Source organism: Streptomyces sp. A2-16 (assembly GCF_018128905.1).
Lineage (GTDB): Bacteria > Actinomycetota > Actinomycetes > Streptomycetales > Streptomycetaceae > Streptomyces.
In genome coordinates this window covers 8,487,838-8,509,544 of the sequence record NZ_CP063808.1, presented here as the reverse complement: position 1 = coordinate 8,509,544, position 21,707 = coordinate 8,487,838, and the positions used below count along the sequence as shown (strand labels likewise).

17 protein-coding genes are annotated in these 21,707 nt (G+C 70.9%); 8 read left to right on the top strand and 9 right to left on the bottom strand.

The window, feature by feature from the left end; all coding sequences use genetic code 11:
* Nucleotides 1-12: 12 nt before the first annotated feature.
* The 4 genes from IOD14_RS38165 (at nucleotide 13) to IOD14_RS38150 (ending at nucleotide 3,718) form a co-directional block, all read left to right on the top strand.
* Nucleotides 13-810, top strand: coding sequence for a sugar phosphate isomerase/epimerase family protein (locus IOD14_RS38165; RefSeq protein ID WP_212673492.1), 798 nt, complete (start codon nucleotides 13-15; stop codon nucleotides 808-810).
* 315 nt (nucleotides 811-1,125) lie between these two features.
* Nucleotides 1,126-2,136 (top strand): DUF5937 family protein, encoded by a 1,011-nt coding sequence (locus IOD14_RS38160; RefSeq protein ID WP_123989369.1) that lies wholly within the window; start codon nucleotides 1,126-1,128, stop codon nucleotides 2,134-2,136.
* Nucleotides 2,137-2,327: 191 nt separating this feature from the next.
* Nucleotides 2,328-2,759: a hypothetical protein gene (locus tag IOD14_RS38155; protein ID WP_123989368.1), complete on the top strand. Its 432-nt coding sequence runs from the start codon at nucleotides 2,328-2,330 to the stop codon at nucleotides 2,757-2,759.
* Nucleotides 2,760-2,821: 62 nt separating this feature from the next.
* Nucleotides 2,822-3,718 (top strand): hypothetical protein, encoded by an 897-nt coding sequence (locus IOD14_RS38150; protein WP_212672697.1) that lies wholly within the window; start codon nucleotides 2,822-2,824, stop codon nucleotides 3,716-3,718.
* 33 nt (nucleotides 3,719-3,751) lie between these two features.
* Here IOD14_RS38150 and rbsD read toward each other — a convergent pair whose 3' ends face one another.
* The 5 genes from rbsD to IOD14_RS38125 all read right to left on the bottom strand — a co-directional run bounded on the left by rbsD (nucleotide 3,752) and on the right by IOD14_RS38125 (nucleotide 9,592).
* Nucleotides 3,752-4,141 (bottom strand): D-ribose pyranase, encoded by a 390-nt coding sequence (gene rbsD / locus IOD14_RS38145; RefSeq protein WP_123989366.1) that lies wholly within the window; start codon nucleotides 4,139-4,141, stop codon nucleotides 3,752-3,754.
* On the bottom strand, nucleotides 4,138-5,040 hold the full coding sequence (locus IOD14_RS38140; RefSeq protein WP_212672696.1) for a ribokinase: 903 nt from the start codon (nucleotides 5,038-5,040) through the stop codon (nucleotides 4,138-4,140). Before IOD14_RS38140 ends, rbsD begins: the two co-directional genes overlap by 4 nt.
* 67 nt (nucleotides 5,041-5,107) lie before the next feature.
* Nucleotides 5,108-7,051 (bottom strand): substrate-binding domain-containing protein, encoded by a 1,944-nt coding sequence (locus tag IOD14_RS38135; RefSeq protein ID WP_123989364.1) that lies wholly within the window; start codon nucleotides 7,049-7,051, stop codon nucleotides 5,108-5,110.
* Entirely contained in the window at nucleotides 7,041-8,567 is a 1,527-nt protein-coding gene (locus tag IOD14_RS38130) for a sugar ABC transporter ATP-binding protein (RefSeq protein WP_212672695.1), read from the bottom strand. Before IOD14_RS38130 ends, IOD14_RS38135 begins: the two co-directional genes overlap by 11 nt.
* Nucleotides 8,564-9,592, bottom strand: coding sequence for a LacI family DNA-binding transcriptional regulator (locus IOD14_RS38125; protein ID WP_123989362.1), 1,029 nt, complete (start codon nucleotides 9,590-9,592; stop codon nucleotides 8,564-8,566). The genes IOD14_RS38130 and IOD14_RS38125 overlap by 4 nt, the downstream gene beginning before the upstream one ends.
* 341 nt (nucleotides 9,593-9,933) lie before the next feature.
* Between IOD14_RS38125 and IOD14_RS38120 the strand changes: the two genes are divergently transcribed.
* A complete protein-coding gene (locus tag IOD14_RS38120) occupies nucleotides 9,934-12,183 on the top strand; it encodes an ATP-dependent RecD-like DNA helicase (RefSeq protein ID WP_123989361.1) in 2,250 nt (749 codons plus the stop codon).
* 231 nt (nucleotides 12,184-12,414) lie between these two features.
* Complete coding sequence (locus IOD14_RS38115; protein WP_123989360.1) at nucleotides 12,415-13,704, top strand: citrate synthase; 1,290 nt, start codon at nucleotides 12,415-12,417, stop codon at nucleotides 13,702-13,704.
* A 658-nt stretch (nucleotides 13,705-14,362) separates the two neighbouring features.
* Here IOD14_RS38115 and IOD14_RS38110 read toward each other — a convergent pair.
* From IOD14_RS38110 to IOD14_RS38100, 3 genes are all read right to left on the bottom strand, one after another.
* On the bottom strand, nucleotides 14,363-16,594 hold the full coding sequence (locus tag IOD14_RS38110; protein ID WP_212672694.1) for a heavy metal translocating P-type ATPase: 2,232 nt from the start codon (nucleotides 16,592-16,594) through the stop codon (nucleotides 14,363-14,365).
* A gap of 98 nt (nucleotides 16,595-16,692) precedes the next feature.
* Complete coding sequence (locus IOD14_RS38105) at nucleotides 16,693-16,932, bottom strand: heavy-metal-associated domain-containing protein (protein ID WP_123989358.1); 240 nt, start codon at nucleotides 16,930-16,932, stop codon at nucleotides 16,693-16,695.
* Between the two features lie 152 nt (nucleotides 16,933-17,084).
* Nucleotides 17,085-17,741 carry a TetR/AcrR family transcriptional regulator gene (locus IOD14_RS38100; protein ID WP_212672693.1) on the bottom strand — a complete coding sequence of 219 codons (657 nt, stop codon included), beginning with the start codon at nucleotides 17,739-17,741 and terminating at the stop codon, nucleotides 17,085-17,087.
* A 122-nt stretch (nucleotides 17,742-17,863) separates the two neighbouring features.
* On the opposite strand from IOD14_RS38100, the gene IOD14_RS38095 reads away from it, so the two are divergent.
* The gene (locus IOD14_RS38095) at nucleotides 17,864-20,161 is read left to right on the top strand and encodes an MMPL family transporter (RefSeq protein ID WP_212672692.1); all 2,298 of its coding nucleotides are present in this window, start codon (nucleotides 17,864-17,866) and stop codon (nucleotides 20,159-20,161) included.
* Nucleotides 20,112-21,155: a zinc-dependent alcohol dehydrogenase family protein gene (locus IOD14_RS38090; RefSeq protein WP_212672691.1), complete on the top strand. Its 1,044-nt coding sequence runs from the start codon at nucleotides 20,112-20,114 to the stop codon at nucleotides 21,153-21,155. Before IOD14_RS38095 ends, IOD14_RS38090 begins: the two co-directional genes overlap by 50 nt.
* Here the strand turns inward: IOD14_RS38090 and IOD14_RS38085 are convergent.
* Nucleotides 21,136-21,702, bottom strand: a complete 567-nt coding sequence (locus tag IOD14_RS38085; RefSeq protein ID WP_212672690.1) for a GNAT family protein — start codon at nucleotides 21,700-21,702, stop codon at nucleotides 21,136-21,138. The genes IOD14_RS38090 and IOD14_RS38085 overlap by 20 nt on opposite strands.
* Nucleotides 21,703-21,707 lie beyond the last annotated feature (5 nt).

The window sequence follows — 21,707 nt, the reverse complement described above, 5'->3', positions numbered from 1 at the left end:
TCCATCAACCAGATGACGGTCAAGCAGCTGTCCCTGCCGGAACTGGTCGACGCCTGCCGCGATCTGGGCATCGGCAACGTCGGTCTGTGGCGCGAGCCCGTCCAGTCGTACGGCGTCGAGGAGACGGCCAAGCTGGTCCGCGACGCGGGCCTGACGGTCACCACCCTGTGCCGTGGCGGGTTCTTCACGGCGATCGACCCGGACGAGCGGGCCGCCGCCCTGGACGACAACCGGCGCGCGGTCGACGAGGCCGCCGCCCTCGGCACCGACACCCTGGTGCTGGTCTCCGGCGGCCTCCCGGCGGGCTCCAAGGACCTGCACGGCGCCCGCGAACGCATCGCGGACGCCCTGGCGGTCCTGAGCCCGTACGCAGAGGAGCACGGGGTGAGGCTCGCCATCGAGCCGCTGCACCCCATGTTCGCCTCCGACCGCTGCGTGGTCTCCACGCTCGCCCAGGCCCTCGACCTCGCGGAGCGCTTCCCCGCTCAGCAGGTCGGCGTCACGGTGGACACGTACCACATCTGGTGGGACGACAACGCGCCCGCGCAGATCGCCCGCGCGGGCGCCGGCGGCCGTATCCACACCTTCCAGCTCGCGGACTGGACGACCCCGCTGCCGGAGGGCGTCCTCACCGGTCGCGGCCAGATCGGCGACGGCTCGATCGACATGCGGGAGTGGCAGGGCCACGTCGAGGCGGCCGGTTACACGGGCGCCATCGAGGTCGAGCTGTTCAACGACGCGCTGTGGGCCCGCGACGGCCGCGAGGTCCTCGCGGAGACGGCGGAACGGTTCGTGGCACACACCGGGTGAAGCGGGCCGGACATTTCGAAGGGGCCCGGTCGATGACCGGGCCCCCTCGGGTTTCCCCTCCCCATCAGAACCCCCGCGATCCCCCCAGATCCCCCTCCAAGAGTCCTGATGCCAAGTACGACCCGCGAGGTCGGGGGAGGGTTGTACGGGCTCACCGAATTTTTTCCGCACCGACTTCGCGGAGCCGGCGGTGACAGGCAGCGACAGGTCGTGACACAGGGAAGCGACCGAATCCATACGTTGCCCGTGTGACGCCCGAGGCCCCAGGCTGCTCCCTGCCGAGCACGACTTCCGACGATCCTGGGGGACCGTTCCGTGCTGCGCATCCACTTCACCCCCGATGACCTGACCCGCATCCGGGTGGCGAGCACTCCCGACCCGCTGTGGGAGATCACCTTCAGTCTCCAGCGGCTCCAGACCTCGCAGGGCCGCTGGGCCTTCGCCGACTGGCACCGCAGCACCCGCGCCACGCTCTCCGGCACCCGGCTGGGCACCGCCGTGAGCCGACTGCTCATCCCGGTGCTGCCCAGGGCCCGTTATCTGCCCGACTTCCTCACCCCGGAGGAGTCCGCCGACGGACTGGAGCGCGGGCTGGCGGCGATCCTCGACACCCCGCCCGACCGCGTCGCCCACGAGATGGACCTGCTGGAGCGGATCAGCGGCGCCCCCGACTGGGCACCCAGACTCGCGGAACGCACCTGCCGGGACGAACTGGTGCGCCTGCTGCGGGCGTACCACGACGCCGTCGTCGCCCCCCATCACGACCGCATGTGCGAGGCGCTTGCCGGTGAGCGTGTCATCCTCGCCCGCTCCACCCTGGACGTGGGCGTCGGCGGACTGCTCGCCAGGCTCTCACCCGCCATGAGCTGGCGGCCGCCCGTGCTGCACGTCGACTACGTCGAGGACCGTGACCTGTATCTCGAAGGACGCGGACTGCGCTTCATCCCCTCCTACTTCTGCTGGCAGCTGCCGATGGCCCTGGCCGACGACACCCTCCGCCCGGTGCTGGTCTATCCCGTGCACGGCGCCCGACCACCCGCCCCCGCCATGCCCGAGGCCGCTCTCTCCGCACTGCTGGGCAGAACCAGGGCCGCCGCGCTGCGGGCGGTGGCCCTCGGCATGACCACCTCGGAACTGGCCCGCTTCCTGGGGGTGTCCCCGGCCACGGCCGCCCATCACACCACAGTGCTGCGCGACGCCGGCCTGAGCACGAGCCGGCGCCTCCAGAACACCGTTCTGCACACCCTCACCCCGCTCGGTGCGGCGATGCTGCGCCGCCCCTCCCCGGCCGAGCGCGCCGGGGCGGCGGTGCCGAGCGACTTTTAGTCAACGGTGCCCGGCACCACAGGCATCGTCCGGCTCATCGACCCCGGCAGTCGCACCCACCGCGACGGAGCGACGAACTCCGCTGCTCCGCCTGCGACTTTCGAGACTGTTCGAAGGTCGTGGTTCGAACGGGGCCCGCGCTGCGACTGTTTCCGGCGGCACCACCACCCACCGGAACAGGGGATCCAGACATGCCGAACAGAGAACGCAGCCACCGGGCCGTCGTCGCGGGAGCACTCGTGTTCGTCTCCGCCGCGACCGGCCTGGTGCTCGCCCCCGCCGCGTCCGCGGCCCCGCAGGCCTGCACGGCCTCGTCGCTGACCACCGGCGAGTACGAGAGCCAGGGCACCGTCCGCAACAAGTCCGCCACCAGCACCTGCGGCGACCTCAACCTGACCTACTCGTTCAACAGCACGTCCCGCACCTACGACTACTACGCGGGCCGTCTGCGCCGCTCCGACGGCACCTGGTTCACCTGCGCCAAGCGCTACGTGCAGGCCTACGACGGCAGCCACAGCATCAACGACTCCACGTACTGGCTGTGCACCGACGTCAACGACAACACGCCGTTCAGCGTGGCCAGCCTCCTCGAGGGCGGCGACAGCGTCACCATCACCCACTGACCCCGACTCCCGGTCCCGGGGTGCCGCGTCCTCGCGGCACCCCGGCCGGCGGAAGGACGGACGTGAACCGGACCAGCCTCGCCCGCACCGCGGCCGTCGCGGCCACCGTCTTGATCACCGCCGCGTGCGGCACGGCGGCCGGCTCGTCCGGGCACGGGCCGAGCGCGCCGTCCGCGCCGACGACGGCCGCGGCCCCCGCGCGGGTCACCCACGCCCTGCCGAAGGACCCGGTGCGCATGGTGCTCCCGGTGACCGGTGCCGAGAGCCGCTGGACCCAGGGCCTGGACGTCCTCGGACAGCAGGTGGCGCGCACCGCCGCCGCCGACTGCGCACGGACCGAGGGCATCCGGCTGCCCGAGGAGGCCCCCCTCGCGTTCATCTCGTACGCCGAACTTCCCGACCTCGACTTCCTCGGCCGCCACGGGTTCGGACACGGCACCGAAGTGCCCCCGCCCGCACCCGCGCCCACGTCGGCCACCGGCACCGCTCCGGCCCGGTCGGGCAGCGCCGCGCAGACCCGCCGCTGCCGTGCCGAGGGGGAGGCCGCCGCGCAGGCGGTGCGGAAGGTCTACCTGCCCTTGCAGCGGGCGTGGTTCGGTGAACTCTCCGCCGCGCGCCGCGCCCCGAAGGCGACTCGCGCCCTGGACGACCTGCCCGGCTGTCTCGCGGAGCGGGGCTACCGGGTCCGCGACGAGAACGCCTTCTTCGCCCTCGTCGACTCCCGCCTGATGAACGCTCCCGCGGCCGACTACGCGCGCGTGGACAGCGCGCTCGGCAGCGCCTACGCCACCTGCATGGGCCCGGTCGAGGCCGCACGCGAACCGGTCCGGCGGGAAGCGCGTGAGCGGTTCCTCAGGGAACACGCCGAGGAGATCCGGTCATTGCGCGCCGCCCTGGTACCGGCACTGCGGCGCGCCGAGCAGGCGTACGGCCTGCGACTCGCCTTCCCGACACCTTGAGGCTCCGACCTCAGACACCTTGAGGCTCCGACCTCAGAAGAACACCCCGCACCTGAGCAGCACATTCGCGTACGGCCGTGCCTCGCCCGTGCGCACGATCAGCCGGGCGCCCGCCGACAGCTCCTTGAGCTTGTCGTGGGAGACGAGGTGCAGTTCGGGCAGCCGGGCGTCCAGCAGCTCCGCGGTCGCGGGGTTGGCGTCGCGGACCTCCTCCGCCGCCGTGCCCCCCTCCACGACCAGCTCGGCGAGCAGCCCGTCGAGGACCTCCGCGAAGGACGGCACCCCGGCCCGGAAGGCCAGGTCGACCACGCGCGGCCCGTCCGGGATCGGCATCCCGGCGTCGCACACCAGCACCCCGTCCCCGTGGCCCAGCTCGGCGAGCGCGCCGGAGAGATGGCGGTTCAGTATTCCGGCCTTCTTCACAGGGCCTCGACCTCCTCCGACGTCGGGAAGGAGTCCTGCGCACCCTTGCGGGTCACCGCGACCGCCCCGACCCGGGACGCGTACGCGGCCGCCTCCGCCAGTTGGGCACCGGCCCCCAGCCGGAACGCCAGCGCCGCCGTGAAGGCGTCACCGGCACCCGTCGTGTCCACGGCGTCCACCTTCACCGAGGCCACCCGGGTCACCCCCGCCGAGGACGCCACCAGCGACCCCTCGGCGCCCAGCGTCACCACCACCGACCGCGGCCCCTTCGCGAGCAGCAGCCGCGCCCAGTCCTCCGGCACGTCGCTCACGCACGCGTCCCCGAGGATCACCTTCGCCTCGTGCTCGTTGACGATCAGTGGATCGCAGGCCGCGAGGATCTCGGTGGGCAACGGCTGCGGCGGCGACGGGTTCAGCACGAACCGGCTGTCCGGCGACAGATTGCGTACGACCTCCAGGACCGTCTCCAGCGGGATCTCCAGCTGGGTCGACACCACCCGGGAGGCGTGGAAGAGGCTGACCGCGGCCCGCACGTCCCCCGGCGTCAGGCGCCCGTTGGCACCCGGCGAGACCACGATGCTGTTGTCCCCCGACGGGTCGACGGTGATCAGCGCGACCCCCGTCGGCGCCCCGCCCACCAGCACTCCCACCGTGTCGACGCCGGCCGCCCGCTGCGAGTCCAGCAGCAGCCGGCCGTGCCCGTCGTCGCCGACCCGGGCCAGCAACGCCGTACGGGCGCCCAACCGGGCCGCCGCCACCGCCTGGTTGGCGCCCTTGCCGCCGGGGTGCACGGCCAGGTCCGAGCCGAGCACCGTCTCGCCGGCCCCCGGCCGCCGCTCCACGCCGATCACCAGGTCGGCGTTGGCCGACCCTACGACCAGAAGGTCGTAGTCGTACATGAATGACTCCCCTAGTCAGTGACGCGGGGCGGGCGGTCGCAGTGACCGCCCGCCCGGTGCGCCGTCGTCAGCCCGTGAACCCGGCCACGTTCTCCTTCGTGACCACCTTCACCGGCACCTTGATCGTCTCCTCGACGTTCTTGCCCTCAAGCGCCTTCAGAGCGTTGTCCACCGCGATTTTGCCCAGCTGCGACGGCTGTTGTGCGACAGACGCGTACAACGTGCCGTCCTTCACCGCGTTCAGGCCGTCCGGCGTGCCGTCGAAGCCGACGACCGAGACCGACTTGCCGGCCTTGGAACCCAGCGCCTTGATCGCGCCGAGCGCCATCTCGTCGTTGGCGGCGATGACGCCCTGGACGTCCGGGTGGGCCTGGAGCAGGTTCGACATCACGTCGAGGCCCTTGGTGCGGTCGAAGTCGGCGGGCTGCTGCGCGACGACCTGGATGCCCGGGTAGTCCTTGAGACCCTGGGCGAAACCCTGCGCGCGCTCACGCGCCGCCGAGGTACCGGCCTGGCCCTGCAGGATCACGATCTTGCCCTTGCCGCCCAGCTTCTCGCCGATGGTCTTGGCGGCGAGCTCACCGCCGGCGATGTTGTCGGAGGCCACCAGGGCGTCCGTCTTCGCGTTGTTGACACCGCGGTCGACCGCGATGACCGGGATCTTCGCCTTGTCGGCGGCCTTCACCGAGTTGCTCGCCGCGTCCGAGTCCACCGGGTTGACGATGATCGCGCCGAGGTTCGAACTGGTGAAGTTCTGCAGCTGGTTGGCCTGCTGGGAGGCGTCGTTCTGGGCGTCCGTGACGGTCAGGTCCACGCCCAGCCTCTTCGCCTCGGCCTGGGCGCCCGACCGGATCTGCACGAAGAAGGGGTTGTTGAGGGTCGACAGCGACAGACCCACCTTCGGATTCGCCGTCGAGGACGAGTCGTTGTGCAGGAACGAGGTCGCGCCGACGATCGCCACGGTGACCACGGCCGCCAGACCGTACGTCGCCGCCTGGCGCCCCTTGCCGCCCGGCCCGCCGGCGCCCGCGGCCACCGGGGTCGCCCCCGCCTTGCGGCGCAGGGTGTCGAGGAGCACGGCCAGCGCGATGACGACACCGATGACGACCTGCTGCCAGAACGCGGACACGTTCAGCAGGTTGAGGCCGTTGCGCAGCACCGCCAGGATCAGCGCGCCGATCAGCGTCCCCGACGCCTTGCCGGTGCCGCCCGCGAGCGAGGCGCCGCCGATGACGACCGCGGCGATCGCGTCCAGCTCGTAGCCGTCGGCGGCCTGCGGCTGCGCCGAGGACAGCCGGGCGGCCAGCACGACACCCGCGACGGCCGCGAAGACACCGGAGAAGGCGTAGATGGCGAGCTTCTGCTTCTTCACCCGCAGTCCGGAGAGGCGGGCCGCCTCCTCGTTGCCGCCGATCGCGTACATGGAGCGGCCGATGTAGGTCCGTCCCAGCACGAAGGCCGCGAGCAGCCCCATGACGATCATGACGAGGACGGGCACCGGCAGCCAGCCGCCGAGCGTGTCACCGAGGTGCGAGACCGAGTCGGGGAAGGCGATCGGGGAGCCCTCGGAGATCACCAGCGACAGACCGCGCGCGACGGAGAGCATGGCCAGCGTCGCGATGAACGGCGGGAGCTTGCCGTACGCGATCAGGAAGCCGTTGACGAGACCGGCCGCGATGCCGGTGATGACGGCGAGCACCACCGCTATGAAGACCGGTACTCCGTGCTGCGTCGCGCTCCAGGCGAGCACGGTGGCCGACAGGGCCGCCACCGAGCCGACCGACAGGTCGATGCCCGCCGAGACGATCACGAAGGTCACACCGAAGGCGAGGATGGCGGTCACGGCCGCCTGGACGCCGACGTTGAGCAGGTTGTCGGTGGTCAGGAAGTCGCCGGACAGCGCCGACATGGCGATGACGAGGACTATCAGCGCGGTCAGCGCGCCGTTGTCGAGCAGGAGACGGCGCAGGCCACCCGCGCTCGCTCCGCTCCTGAGCGTGTCAGTGGCCACGAGGGGCCTCCTTGTCGGTCTTGACGGTGTTCGTGCTGACGGCGAGTGCCATCACGGAGTCCTGCGTGGCCTCGTCGGCGTCGAGTTCGCCCGCGATCCGGCCCTGCGCCATCACCAGCACCCGGTCGCTCATGCCGAGCACCTCGGGCAGATCGCTGGAGATCATGAGGACGGCGGCACCGGCCGCGGTGAGTTCGTTGATGAGCTGGTAGATCTCGACCTTGGCGCCGACGTCGATGCCGCGCGTGGGCTCGTCGAGGATCAGCACCCTGGTGTCGGCGAGCAGCCACTTGCCGATGACGACCTTCTGCTGGTTGCCGCCGGAGAGCGTCCGCACATGCTGGTGCAGGCCCGCCATCCGGACCCCGAGCTGCTCGGCGATCCGCGCGGCGGCCTCCCGCTGCCCCTTGAGGTCGACGAGCCCCGCGCGCGTGGCGGTTCGCATGGTCACCAGCCCGAGGTTCTCCTCGACGCTCTGGTCGAGCACCAGGCCCTGGCCCTTGCGGTCCTCGGGGACGAGGCCGATCCCGGCCGCCATGGCGGCGCCCACGTCATGGCCCCTGAGGGCGGTCCCGGCGACCTTCACGGTTCCCCTGTCGTACGGGTCCGCGCCGAACACGGCCCGCACGACCTCGGTACGACCCGCTCCGACCAGGCCCGCGATGCCGACCACCTCACCGGCGTGCACCTCGAAGCCGATGTCGTGGAAGACGCCGTCCCGGGTGAGCCCCTCGACCTTCAGCAGGGCCGCCCCGGTGTCGCCGCGTTCCCGCGGGTACTGCTGCTCGATCGAACGGCCCACCATGAGGCGTACGAGCTCGTCCTCGGGCGTGGTGGCGGGCACCTGTCCGACGGACTTCCCGTCCCGGATGACCGTGACCCGGTCGCCCAGGGCGGCGATCTCCTCCAGGTGGTGGGTGATGAAGACGATCCCGACCCCGTCCTCGCGCAGCGTGCGCACGATCGCGAAGAGCTTGTCGACCTCCTCGGAGGTGAGCACGGCGGTCGGCTCGTCCATGATCAGCACGCGCGCGTTCAGGCTCAGCGCCTTGGCGATCTCGACCATCTGGAGCCGGGCGATACCGAGTTCACGCACCCGCGCGCGGGGCGACACCTTGACCCCGACGCGCTTCAGCAGCACCTCGGCGTCGGCCTCCATCGTCTTCCGGTCGATCATCCCGAGGCGGCGCGGCTGCCGGCCCAGGAAGATGTTCTCGGCGACCGTCAGGTCGGGGACGAGGTTGAACTCCTGGTAGATGGTGGCGATGCCCAGCCGCTCGGCGTCCTGCGCCCCGCGGATGTGCACCTCCTCGCCGTCCACCAGAACGCGGCCCTCGTCGGGGTGGTAGGCGCCCGACAGCATCTTGATCAGCGTGCTCTTGCCGGCGCCGTTCTCGCCGAGCAGCACGTGCACCTCGCCCCGGCGCAGGTCGAAGTCGACGCCGTCGAGCGCGACCACCCCGGGGAAGGACTTGCGTATGCCCTCGATGCGCAGCAACTCGTCCTCGTTGCTCACGACTCGCTCCTGTTCGTTACGGGGTTCTCGTGCGGGTTCTCGCCGCAGGAGCGGCGCACGACGAGACGGGCGGGGAGGGTGACCGACTCGGGGGGCCGCCCCTCGATGCGGTCCACCAGCGCGCGCACGGCGGCCCGCCCCAGTTCGCCGGTGGGCTGGGCGATCGCGGTGATCGGCGGATCGGTGTGCACGAACCACGGGATGTCGTCGAACGCGGCCAGGGCGAGGTCCTCGGGTACGCGCAGCCCACGCGCGCGTACGGCGTCCAGCGCACCGAGCGCCATCAGGTTGTCGGCCGCGAAGACGACCTCGGGCGGCTCCGGCAGGTCGAGGAAGCCCTCGGTGACCCGCCGTCCGCTCTCGGCCTGGAAGTCGCCCTGCCCTATGTAGGCGTCGGGCAGTTCGAGGCCGTACGCCTGGAGGGCCTCCCGGAAGGCCACGACACGTTCCTGGCCGGTGGTCGTCGCCGCCGGGCCCGCGATGATGGCGAGCCTGCGGTGCCCCAGCCCGTGCAGATGGGCGACGAGGTCGCGCACGGCGGCCCGCCCGTCGGCCCTGACGACCGGTACGGCCACGCCGGGGATCCACCGGTCCACGAACACCATCGGCGTCCCCGCCCGTACGGCGTCCAGCATCAGCGGGGAGCCGCCGTCGGTGGGGGAGACGAGGAGTCCGTCGATCCGCCGGTCCAGCAGGTTCCGTACGTGGTGGTCCTGCAGTTCCGGGCGCTCGTCGGCGTTCCCGATGATCACGCTGTAGCCCAGCGCACGGGCCTCCTCCTCCACGGAGCGGGCCAGCTCGGTGAAGTAGGGGTTCATGACGTCGCTGATGACCAGGCCGAGGGTGTGGGTCTGGTCGGTGCGCAGGGAGCGGGCGACGGCGTTCGGGCGGTAGCCCAGGGCCTCGACGGCGGCCAGCACGCGCGTGCGTGCGTCCGCGCTGACCGACGGATGGTCGTTCAGGACCCGCGACACCGTGGCGACGGAGACCCCCGCCTCGGCAGCGACGTCCTTGATGCTCGCCATCGCCGCTCCACCTCCTCGTGGAACTTGTGGAATCGATTACACGACTCCGTGTACGGAGGATTGGAATCGATTACACGGCGGTAATCAAGACCCCGAGACCGGATCGTGATGTCGTGTCGCGCACCCGGACTCGTGTGTAGGTGCCAGGACGGACCGGCGTGCGGGCGTCCGGCCCCGCCCGTGCAGACCGGCGTGCCGGCATCCGCCCCTCGCCCATCCGGGTCGAAGTGCGCCTTCTCCTCGCTCCCGGCCGACCTGATCCGCGGGGCCCCGACCGAAGAGGGCCGCCCGGGTCCGGCGTACCGCCGGGTGCTGTCGGTGCCGGGCGGTACCGTCGGATCATGTCCAATCTGGCGGGGGCCTCCACGGGTGAACGACGACTGGCCGTACTCGAAGGCGTACTTGAGCGCATCACGTACGCCAACGAGGACAATGGCTACACCGTCGCCCGGGTCGACACCGGCCGGGGCGCCGGTGACCTGCTCACCGTCGTCGGCGCGCTGCTCGGTGCCCAGGTGGGGGAGTCCCTGCGGATGGAGGGGCGGTGGGGCTCCCACCCGCAGTACGGCAAGCAGTTCACCGTCGAGAACTACACGACCGTCCTGCCCGCCACCGTCCAGGGCATCCGCCGCTACCTCGGCTCGGGCCTCGTCAAGGGCATCGGCCCCGTCTTCGCCGACCGCATCACCCAGCACTTCGGCATGGACACCCTGAAGATCATCGAGGAGGAGCCGAAGCGCCTCATCGAGGTCCCGGGCCTCGGCCCCAAGCGCACCAAGAAGATCGCCGATGCCTGGGAGGAGCAGAAGGCGATCAAGGAGGTCATGCTCTTCCTCCAGACCGTCGAGGTGTCCACCTCCATCGCCGTGCGCATCTACAAGAAGTACGGCGACGCCTCGATCTCCGTCGTGAAGAACCGGCCCTACCGGCTCGCCGCCGACGTCTGGGGCATCGGCTTCCTCACCGCCGACAAGATCGCCCAGTCCGTCGGCATCCCGCACGACAGCCCGGAGCGCGTCAAGGCGGGCCTCCAGTACGCCCTTTCACAGTCCACCGACCAGGGGCACTGCTTCCTCCCCGAGGAACAGCTGATCGCCGACGCGGTCAAGCTCCTCCAGGTCGACACCGGCCTGGTCATCGAGTGCCTCGCCGAACTCACCGAGCCGGACGAGGAGTCGGGGGAGCCCGGTGTCGTACGCGAGAAGGTCCCCGGCCCCGACGGCCATGAGGTCACCGCCGTCTACCTCGTCCCCTTCCACCGCGCCGAACTCTCCCTCTCGGCCCAGCTGTTGCGTCTGCTGCGCACCGACCAGGACCGCATGCCCGCCTTCCGGGAGGTGGCCTGGGACAAGGCGCTGGCCTGGCTGAAGGGCCGTACGGGCGTGGAGTTGGCGCCTGAGCAGGAGGCCGCCGTCAGGCTCGCGCTGACGCAGAAGGTCGCCGTCCTCACCGGCGGCCCCGGTTGCGGCAAGTCGTTCACCGTCCGTTCGATCGTCGAGCTGGCCCGCGCCAAGAAGGCCAAGGTCGTCCTCGCCGCCCCTACCGGGCGCGCCGCCAAGCGCCTGGCCGAACTCACCGGCGCCGACGCCTCCACCGTCCACCGCCTCCTGGAGCTCAAGCCCGGCGGCGACGCGGCCTACGACAAGGACCGCCCGCTCGACGCCGACCTGGTGGTCGTCGACGAGGCCTCCATGCTGGACCTGCTGCTCGCCAACAAGCTGGTGAAGGCCGTCCCGCCGGGCGCGCACCTGCTGTTCGTCGGGGACGTCGACCAGCTGCCCAGCGTCGGTGCCGGAGAGGTCCTGCGCGACCTTCTCGCCGACGGCGGCCCGGTGCCCGCGGTGCGTCTCACGCGCGTGTTCCGGCAGGCCCAGCAGTCCGGTGTCGTCACCAACGCGCACCGGATCAACGCCGGGCAGCACCCCGTCACCGACGGCATGAAGGACTTCTTCCTCTTCGTCGAGGACGACACCGAGGAGGTCGGCCGTCTCACCGTGGATGTGGCGGCCCGTCGGATTCCGGCCAAATTCGGCCTCGACCCGCGCCGGGACGTCCAGGTGCTCGCGCCCATGCACCGAGGCCCCGCAGGCGCCGGCAGTCTCAACGGCCTGCTGCAGCAGGCCATCACGCCGGGCCGTCCCGACCTCGCCGAGAAGCGGTTCGGCGGCCGGGTCTTCCGGGTCGGCGACAAGGTCACCCAGATTCGCAACAATTACGAGAAGGGCACCAACGGTGTCTTCAACGGCACGGTGGGGGTGGTCACCTCGCTCGATCCGGTCGACCAGCGCCTTACCGTGCTGACGGACGAGGACGAGGAGGTGCCGTACGAGTTCGACGAGCTGGACGAACTGGCCCACGCGTACGCGGTGACCATCCACCGTTCCCAGGGCAGCGAGTATCCCGCCGTGGTGATCCCCGTCACCACCAGCGCCTGGATGATGCTCCAGCGGAACCTGCTGTACACGGCGGTCACCCGGGCGAAGAAGCTGGTCGTCCTCGTCGGTTCGCGCAAGGCGATCGGTCAGGCGGTGCGCACGGTCTCGGCGGGACGGCGTTGCACGGCGCTGGACTTCCGGCTCTCGGGTCCGTGACGAGCGTCAATGGTGAGACAGCGCAAAAAATGATCGATCAAATGAGTCACGTGGGTCACAGAGCCCTTCCGGAAGCGGGTGGGGAGGGGCAGGATGAGCAAGTTGGCGGCACTCAGTGCCGCTGATACGCCCAACGGCCGACCCCGAGTGCACTCTCCTGCGCCAAATGGGGGATGGTAGAGACAGTCAGGGCAACCTCGAAGAAGAGGCACAACGTCGGTGAGGGATGACGTGAGCGACAACTCTGTAGTAGTGCGGTACGGCGATGGCGAGTACACCTACCCGGTGATCGACAGCACCGTCGGCGACAAGGGCTTCGACATCGGGAAGCTCCGCGCCCAGACCGGTCTGGTCACCCTGGACAGCGGCTACGGCAACACCGCCGCCTATAAATCCGCCATCACCTACCTCGACGGCGAGGCCGGCATCCTCCGGTACCGCGGCTACCCGATCGAGCAGCTGGCCGAGCGCTCCACGTTCCTGGAGGTCGCCTACCTCCTGATCAACGGTGAGCTTCCGACCGTCGACGAGCTCTCGGTCTTCAAGAACGACATCACGCAGCACACCCTGCTGCACGAGGACGTCAAGAACTTCTACAAGGGCTTCCCGCGCGACGCCCACCCGATGGCCATGCTGTCGTCGGTCGTCTCCGCGCTGTCCACGTTCTACCAGGACAGCCACAACCCCTTCGACGAGAAGCAGCGCAACCTCTCGACGATCCGCCTGCTCGCCAAGCTTCCGACGATCGCGGCGTACGCGTACAAGAAGTCGATCGGTCACCCGTTCGTCTACCCGCGCAACGACCTGGGTTACGTCGAGAACTTCCTGCGCATGACCTTCTCGGTCCCCGCCCAGGAGTACGACCTGGACCCGGTCGTGGTCGCCGCCCTGGACAAGCTGCTCATCCTGCACGCCGACCACGAGCAGAACTGTTCGACCTCGACGGTCCGCCTCGTCGGCTCGTCCCAGGCGAACATGTTCGCGTCGATCTCCGCCGGTATCAACGCGCTGTGGGGCCCGCTGCACGGCGGCGCCAACCAGTCCGTCCTGGAGATGCTGGAGGGCATCCAGACCTCCGGCGGTGACGTCGACTCCTTCATCCGCAAGGTGAAGAACAAGGAGGACGGCGTCCGGCTGATGGGCTTCGGCCACCGGGTCTACAAGAACTTCGACCCGCGCGCGAAGATCATCAAGGCCGCCGCGCACGACGTCCTCTCGGCCCTCGGCAAGTCCGACGAGCTGCTGGACATCGCGCTCAAGCTGGAGGAGCACGCGCTCTCCGACGACTACTTCGTCTCGCGCAGCCTCTACCCGAACGTCGACTTCTACACGGGCCTGATCTACCGCGCCATGGGCTTCCCGACCGAGATGTTCACGGTCCTGTTCGCCCTCGGCCGCCTCCCGGGCTGGATTGCCCAGTGGCACGAGATGATCAAGGAGCCCGGTTCCCGCATCGGCCGCCCGCGCCAGATCTACACGGGCGTCGTCGAGCGCGACTTCGTGCCGGTGGAGCAGCGCTGACGGACGCCGGTGCCGGGGCTGACCTGCTTCTTCAGGGGCGCGGGGAACTGCGCGACCAGCCCCCACCGGCGGGTGGCCGGGCGACGACCTGAAGTTTCACGAACAGCCCGGCTCGATCCGCGGAGCGAAAAGCGGAAGGCGCCCTGGCGACGGTCCCCCCACGGGCCGGCGTCCAGGGCGCCTTCCCATGTCCCGGTGCGGATTCCCCCCACGGGATCCGGCCGGGCGTCTGAGAGACCAGCGCCTGAATCGCTGTCTTTCCGGTACTGCTGTCACTGCTGTTGAGCAGAACGAGCAAAACTCCTCGTACTACTCATGTGTGCGGTCTGCCGGGACAGCGCACGGTCGGGAGGGCCGCTCAAAGCTTCCCTAAGTGCGTGCCCCGGCAACGCAGCTCCGAGGAAGTCCCCCAAGACATCCTCAGACGCCAGGTCAACGCCCCCCAAGACGCTGCCTGACATCGCCAACTTAGACCTTCGAACCCCTTCGATGGTTACGTTCGCATCACTGTGATCTGCGTCTCTTGCAAATGTCCGTTAGATGCGCAAGAGCCCGGATACAGCGAACGGGACCCAAGCGTAAGGACGATGCGCGAGTCTTGTGAAGAGCTTATGTGAGCGTGGCCGCGGACTCCAGAGGGGGTCCCACAAAGGAATCCTCAACGGAAGGCACGCAGCCGCAGGCTGTTGGTCACCACGAACACCGAGGAGAACGCCATCGCCGCCCCGGCGATCATCGGGTTCAGCAGCCCGGCCGCGGCCAGCGGCAGCGCGGCCACGTTGTAGCCGAAGGCCCACACGAGATTGCCCTTGATCGTGGCGAGGGTGCGCCGCGAGAGCCGGATTGCGTCCGCGGCCACCCGCAGGTCCCCGCGCACCAGGGTCAGGTCCCCCGCCTCGATCGCCGCGTCGCTCCCGGTCCCCATGGCGAGTCCCAGGTCGGCGGTGGCGAGCGCGGCCGCGTCGTTGACTCCGTCACCCACCATCGCGACGACCCGCCCCTCGCCCTGCAGCCGCCGTACCGCGTCCACCTTGTCCTCGGGCAGCACCTCGGCGATCACCTCGTCGATCCCGACGGCCCGGGCCACCGCCTCGGCCACCACCCGGTTGTCCCCGGTCAGCAGCACCGGCGTGAGCCCCAGCGCCCGCAGGGACCGCACCGCCTCCGCGCTGGTCTCCTTGACCGCGTCCGCGACGGCCAGGACGCCCTGTGCCGCGCCGTCCCACCCGACGACGACAGCCGTACGACCGCCCCGCTCCGCCTCCTCCTTCGCGCGGGCGAGCTCGGCGGGCAGCACGTCGAATAGCCGCCCCACGGCCACCTCGCGGCCCTCCACGTGCCCGCGTACGCCCTTCCCCGGGACGTTCTCGAACCGTTCGACGGCCGGCAGCGGCCCGACCCGCTCCTCGGCGCCCAGGGCGACCGCCCGGGCGACGGGATGCTCGGAGGCGTGCTCCAGGGCGCCCGCGAGCCGCAGCACCTGCTTCTCGTCGGCGCCGTCGGCGACATGGACCTCCTGGAGGGTCATCCGGCCCGTGGTGACGGTGCCTGTCTTGTCCAGGACGACGGTGTCGACGCGCCGCGTGGACTCCAGGACCTCGGGCCCCTTGATGAGGATGCCGAGCTGCGCGCCGCGCCCGGTGCCGACCATGAGCGCGGTCGGCGTGGCCAGCCCCAGTGCGCACGGACAGGCGATGATCAGCACCGCGACGGCCGCGGTGAACGCGGCGACGGTGTCCCCGGTGACGCCGAGCCACCCCCCGAAGGTGGCCACGGCGATGAGCAGGACGGCCGGCACGAAGACCGCGGAGACCCGGTCGGCCAGCCGCTGCACCTCCGCCTTGCCGTTCTGCGCGTCCTCCACCAGCCGCGCCATCCGCGCGAGCCGCGTGTCGGCGCCCACCCGGGTCGCCGCCACGACGATCCGCCCGCCGGCGTTGACGGTCGCGCCGGTGACGGCGTCCCCGACGCCCACGTCCACCGGCACCGACTCGCCGGTCAGCATGGAGGCGTCCACGGCCGAGACGCCCTCGACGACGGTGCCGTCGGTCGCGATCCTCTCCCCGGGCCGTACGACGAACCGGTCCCCGACACCCAGCCGCTCCGCCGGAATCCGCACCTCCCGCCCGTCCCGCAGCACGGAGACGTCCTTGGCCCCCAGCTCCAGCAACGCCCGGAGGGCCGCCCCCGCGCGGCGCTTGGCACGGGCCTCCAGGTAGCGGCCGAGCAGGATGAAGGCGGTGACTCCGGCGGCCACCTCGAGATAGATCGTCGAGGCGCCATCCATGCCGCCGACGGTGAGCTCGAACCGCTCCCGCATGCCGGGCATCCCCGCGTCACCGAGGAACAGGGCCCACAGCGACCAGCCGAAGGCCGCGAGGGTCCCGACGGAGACCAGGGTGTCCATGGTGGCCGCCGCGTGCCGCGCGTTCGTCCAGGCGGCCCTGTGGAAGGGCCACGCCCCCCACACGACGACGGGCGAGGCGAGGGTGAGCGCGAGCCACTGCCAGTTGTCGAACTGGAGCGCGGGCGTCATCGAGAGCAGGATCACGGGGACGGCGAGCAGCACGGAGACGACGAGACGCTGCCGGAGGGGGGCGAGCTCGGGATCCCCTTCCTCCGGATCCTGCGGCCGCCGTGCCGGGGGCGCCGGCTCCTGCGCCGTGTACCCCGTCTTCACGACGGTCGCGACGAGGTCGGCGACCTCGGTCCCCGCGGGGTAGCTGACCCGGGCCTTCTCGGTCGCGTAGTTGACGGTGGCGCTGACGCCGTCCATCCGGTTGAGCTTCTTCTCCACCCGGGCGGCGCAGGAGGCGCAGGTCATCCCGCCGATGAGCAGCTCGACCTCGGAGGTCGGCGCTATGGCTGGGGTTTCGGTGTCGCCGGACATGTACTGCAACTCCTCAAGGGGCGCGGCGAACCGCGCGACCGGCCACAGCAGACCGTCGGTCGCCCGACACCCTGCTGTGGCGCTTCACGGGGCGCTTCTCAAGCCTTGCCCACGAGCTCGAAGCCGGCCTCGTCCACAGCGGCGCGTACCGCTTCCTCGTCCAGCGGTGCGGCGGAGACCACCGTCACCTCGCCGCTGGACGCGACCGCCTTCACCGAGCTGACTCCGTCGATCTCGGAGATCTCCCCGGAGACGGCCCCCTCGCAGTGTCCGCAGCTCATCCCGCTCACCTTGTAGACGGCGGTGACGGAGCCGGCGGTGTCGGTCCGAGTGGTCATGTCGTTCTCCTGATGACTCATGAGAGGTGTGCACGGTCTATGGTGCCCACACTATACCCCTAGGGGGTATTTCTCAAAGAGGGGTCCGCCGGGCCCGGGGTCGTGAGCCTGCCTCCCGGGCGGTGCCGCTGCGGTCCCGAGCGGGTCCGGGGCTAGGGGGTCCTGGTGAGGCCGGTCCGGCCGAGCCGGTCGCCGACCAGGGGGTCCAGGTAGCGGACCAGTGCGTTCTTCACTTCCCGGACGTACGCCTCGCGCTCGGCGCCCTCGTGGGCGAGAACCAGCTCCAGGCCCGCCTTGTACAGGCCCAGGACCATGTGGGCGGTGCGGGTGACCTCGGCCGGGGCCGCCTCGGGCAGGAGCGAGGTCATCAGCGTCTCGAGCCGGTTGATGAGACCCGCGTGCAGCGCGTCGTGGTCCTCCGCCATCCGGCCGGGGACGTCGGGGCCGTGCATCAGCACGAAGAACACCGGGTGGTCGCAGTTGAAGGCCATGAACCGGTCCACGGCCGCGCCGACCACCTCCTCCAGGGGGGTCGCGGGGTCGACCGGGGCGAGGGCCTCGCCGTACGCCGTCTGCATCTCGTGCATCAGCCGGCCGCCCAGCTCGATCGCGATCGCTTCCTTGTTCGGGAAGAACTGGTAGAGCGTGCCGGGTGAGACACCCGCCTCGCGGGCGATGGCGTTGGTGCTGGCCGCGGTGTAGCCCGTGGTCGCGAAGACGCTGGCCGCCGCCTCCAGGAGCTGGGTGATCCGGCGCTCGCCGCGCGCCTGACGGCGGCGCGGCTGTTCCTTCTCCTCGTTCTCGGGCACGCGTTATCCCCAGCTCTCCGCACACGGTTGACAAACACGAGCGGCCGCTCGCATTCTGGAAACGCGAGCGATCTCTCGTGTTTTCCATTTTACGGTTTCCACGGTGAAGGGGACACCGCACCATGACCGAAGTCAACAGCCCGCCTCAGGTGGGCCGCTGGACCCGCCTCGTCACCGCCCGCCCCAGGTTGTCGCTGCTCGCGGCCCTGGTGCTCGCCGTCCTCGCCGTGCTGGCCGGCAGCGGGGTCGCCGACCGCCTGGGCGCGGGCGGCTGGGAGGACCCGGCCGCGGAGTCGACGTACGCCACCAAGGCGCTGGAGCGCGAGTTCCCGGACTCCCAGCCCAACCTCCTGCTGCTCGTCGACGCCGGCGGCGCCTCGGTGGACGACCCGGCGGTGGCCGCGCAGGCGAAGCGCCTCACCGCCCGTCTGGCCGCCGAGCGGGGCGTCACGGGGGTCGGCTCCTACTGGTCCGCCAAGTCACCGGCCCTGCGCGCCGAGGACGGCCATGAGGCTTTGATCGCTGCCCGGATCACGGGCGACGAGAAGCAGATGGGCGAGACCCTCGACCGCGTCGCCCCCGCCCTCCGGGGGACACACGGACCGGTGAAGGTCGAGATCGGCGGCATCGTCGCGGTGCGGCACGAGATGCAGACGATCATCCAGGAGGACCTCACCCGGGCCGAGATGATCGCCCTGCCGATCACCCTTCTGCTGCTGGTGATGGTCTTCGGCAGCGCCATCGCCGCCCTGCTGCCGCTCGGCATCGGCATCGTCGCGATCCTCGGGACCAACGCCGTGCTGCGCGGCCTGACCGAGTTCACCGACGTCTCCGTCTTCGCGATGAACCTCACCACGGCCCTCGGACTGGGCCTGGCCATCGACTACGCCCTGTTCATCGTTCGCCGCTTCCGCGAGGAACTGTCCAGCGGCGCCGACCCGTTGCAGGCGGTCGCCACCACCTTGCGCACCGCGGGCCGCACCGTCCTGTTCTCCGCGCTCACCGTCGCGGTCTCCCTGGCGGCGATGCTGGTCTTCCCGCAGTACTTCCTGCGGTCCTTCGCCTACGCCGGCATGGCCGTCGTCCTCCTGGCCGCTGCCGCCGCCCTGATCCTCCTCCCGGCCGCCCTGCTCCTGCTGGGCCACCGGGTCAACTCCCTGGACCTGCGCCGACTGTTCCGGCGCGGGCGGTCGCCCTCGAAGAGCCCGGACACCGGCTGGACCCGCACGGCGAACCTCGTGATGCGCCGCGCCCCGTTCTTCGCCCTGGGCACCACCGCCGTCCTGGTCCTGCTCGGACTCCCTTTCCTGGGCGTGAAGTTCGGCACCGCGGACGACCGCCAGCTGCCCGCGTCCGCCGAGTCCCACGTCGTCCAGCAACATCTCCGCGACAACTTCCCCGGCAGCCCCGGCGGTGGCCTCGAAGTCCTCGCCGAGGGGAAGGCGACGCCGGCGCAGTACGCCGCCTACAAGGAGCGGATCACGGCCCTGCCCGGAGTGCTGCGCGTCGACGGCCCGCTGGTGAAGGCCGACTCGGCGTACTTCACCGTGCAGCCCGAGGGCGAGGCGGTGGACCCGCAGGCCCAACACCTGGTGGGCGAACTGCGCGCCACGAAAGCGCCCTTCACCACGAAGGTGACGGGCACCGCGGCCGTCCTGGTCGACTCCAAGCACGCGATAGGCGACCGGCTCCCCTGGGCGGCGGCCTTCATCGCGATCGTCACCCTGCTCCTGGTCTTCCTGCTGACCGGCAGCGTCCTGATCCCGATCCAGGCGGTCCTCCTCAACGCCCTCAGCCTCACCGCGATGTTCGGCGCCGTGGTCTGGGTCTTCCAGGACGGCCACCTCTCCGGCCTCCTCGGCTTCACCAGCCCCGGCTCCATAGAGACCACCCTCCCGGTGCTGATGTTCTGCGTCGCCTTCGGCCTCTCCATGGACTACGGCGTCTTCCTCCTCTCCCGCATCAAGGAGGAGTACGACAGGACGGGCGACCACGAGGAGTCGGTCCGCCAGGGCCTCAAGCGCACCGGCGGCCTGATCACCGCGGCGGCGATCATCCTGGCGGTGGTGATGGTGGCGATCGGCACGTCCAGGGTCACCAACACCAAGATGCTGGGCCTCGGCATCGCCCTGGCGGTCCTGATGGACGCGATGATCGTCCGCAGCCTGCTGGTCCCGGCCGTGATGAAACTGACGGGACGGGCGACGTGGTGGGCGCCGAGGATGTTGCGCAAGGCGCATGACCGGTTCGGATTGAGCGAAGGGGAAGCGACACTCCCTGTGGGCGCGGGGCTGTACCGACATGGGGCTCCGCCGCGGGGCGCGACCGGCCAGGACGAACCCGCGGACGAAAACGGCGATGGGACGGCAGATGCGAGCGGCTCTCTTCGAACACTACGGCGAACCTCTGGAGGTGCATGAGCTCCCGGACCCCGAACCGGCCCCGCACGGAGTGGTCGTCCGCGTCGAGGCCACCGGCCTCTGCAGAAGCGACTGGCACGGCTGGCAGGGCCACGACCCCGACATCACCCTCCCGCACGTACCGGGCCACGAACTCGCGGGCACGGTCGAGGCGGTCGGCCCCGGTGTGAGCAACTGGCACCCCGGCGACCGTGTGACCGTCCCCTTCGTCTGCGCCTGCGGCACCTGCCCGTCCTGCAAGGCCGGCGACCACCAGATCTGCGAGCGCCAGACCCAGCCCGGCTTCACCCACTGGGGCTCGTTCGCCCAGTACGTCGCGCTGGACCACGCGGACGTGAATCTGGTCGCCGTACCGCAGGACATGTCCTTCACCACGGCCGCGTCCCTGGGCTGCCGTTTCGCCACGGCGTTCCGGGCGGTCGTCCAGCAGGGCAGGGTCGCCGCGGGGGAGTGGGTCGCGGTGCACGGCTGCGGTGGAGTGGGCCTGTCCGCCGTGATGATCGCGGCGGCGTCGGGAGCCCGGGTGGTGGCCGTGGACGTGTCGCCGCAGGCCCTCGCCCTGGCGAGGAAGTTCGGTGCCGCGGAGTGCGTGGACGCGGGCGGTGCGCGGGACACCGCGGCGGCGATCCGCGACCTGACCGGCGGCGGCGCCCACCTCTCGCTCGACGCCCTCGGCTCCCCGGCCACCTGCGCGGCCTCCGTCAACTCCCTGCGCCGCCGCGGCCGGCACCTACAGGTCGGCCTGCTGCCCTCGCCGGACGGCACGACCCCGGTCCCGATGGCCCGCGCGATCGCCCTGGAGCTCGAACTCCTCGGCAGCCACGGCATGGCCGCCCACACCTATCCGCCGATGCTGGAACTGGTCCGGGCGGGTGTGCTGCGACCGGACCTGCTGGTCACGTCCACGATCCCGCTGGACGCGACCCCGGCCGCCCTCGCGGCCATGGGCACCGCGCCCGGAGCGGGGGTGACGGTCATCGAGCCGTGGAGCTGAGGGCCGCCCACTCGTGGTCGAGGACGGCCATGAGCACCTCGTCGACCCACTCGCCGTGCCTGAACTCGACCTCCCGCCGGATCCCTTCCACCGTGAAGCCGACCTTCTCGTACACCCGCAGCGCACGGGCGTTGTAGCCGTAGGCCTCGAGCGAGATCCGGTGCAGGCCGAGTCGCTCGAAGCCGTACCCCACGATCAGGCGGGTCGCCTCGGTGCCGAGCCCCCGGCCGCGTCCGCGCGGGCCCACGAGGGTGCGGAAGGTGCAGCTGCGGGCGGCGGGATCCCACTCGTACAGGACGACCTCGCCGACGAGTTCGCCGGTGGCGCGGTCGGTGACGGCGAGGTCGAGGCGGTCGGACCGGTCCGACCGGGAGCCGTACCAGGACCGCAGCCCCTCGGGGGTCGGTTCGTCGGCGGGGGCTCCGGTGAAGTGGCGGACCTCGGGGTCGTCGATGATCTCCCCCATCACCTCGGCGTCCGCCTCCGTGAACGGCCGCAGCACGGTCCGTTCACCGGTCAGCACAGGTTTGACGGAGAAGTCGCTCATGGCCC

Coding starts and splice junctions, on each gene's coding strand:
- IOD14_RS38165 (WP_212673492.1), top strand. CDS start 13: ATGACGGTCAAGCAGCTGTCCCTGCCGGAACTGGTCGACGCCTGCCGC.
- IOD14_RS38105 (WP_123989358.1), bottom strand. CDS start 16,932: ATGACCACTCGGACCGACACCGCCGGCTCCGTCACCGCCGTCTACAAG.
- IOD14_RS38085 (WP_212672690.1), bottom strand. CDS start 21,702: ATGAGCGACTTCTCCGTCAAACCTGTGCTGACCGGTGAACGGACCGTG.
- IOD14_RS38095 (WP_212672692.1), top strand. CDS start 17,864: ATGACCGAAGTCAACAGCCCGCCTCAGGTGGGCCGCTGGACCCGCCTC.
- IOD14_RS38110 (WP_212672694.1), bottom strand. CDS start 16,594: ATGTCCGGCGACACCGAAACCCCAGCCATAGCGCCGACCTCCGAGGTC.
- IOD14_RS38120 (WP_123989361.1), top strand. CDS start 9,934: ATGTCCAATCTGGCGGGGGCCTCCACGGGTGAACGACGACTGGCCGTA.
- IOD14_RS38155 (WP_123989368.1), top strand. CDS start 2,328: ATGCCGAACAGAGAACGCAGCCACCGGGCCGTCGTCGCGGGAGCACTC.
- IOD14_RS38140 (WP_212672696.1), bottom strand. CDS start 5,040: ATGTACGACTACGACCTTCTGGTCGTAGGGTCGGCCAACGCCGACCTG.
- IOD14_RS38125 (WP_123989362.1), bottom strand. CDS start 9,592: ATGGCGAGCATCAAGGACGTCGCTGCCGAGGCGGGGGTCTCCGTCGCC.
- IOD14_RS38090 (WP_212672691.1), top strand. CDS start 20,112: ATGCGAGCGGCTCTCTTCGAACACTACGGCGAACCTCTGGAGGTGCAT.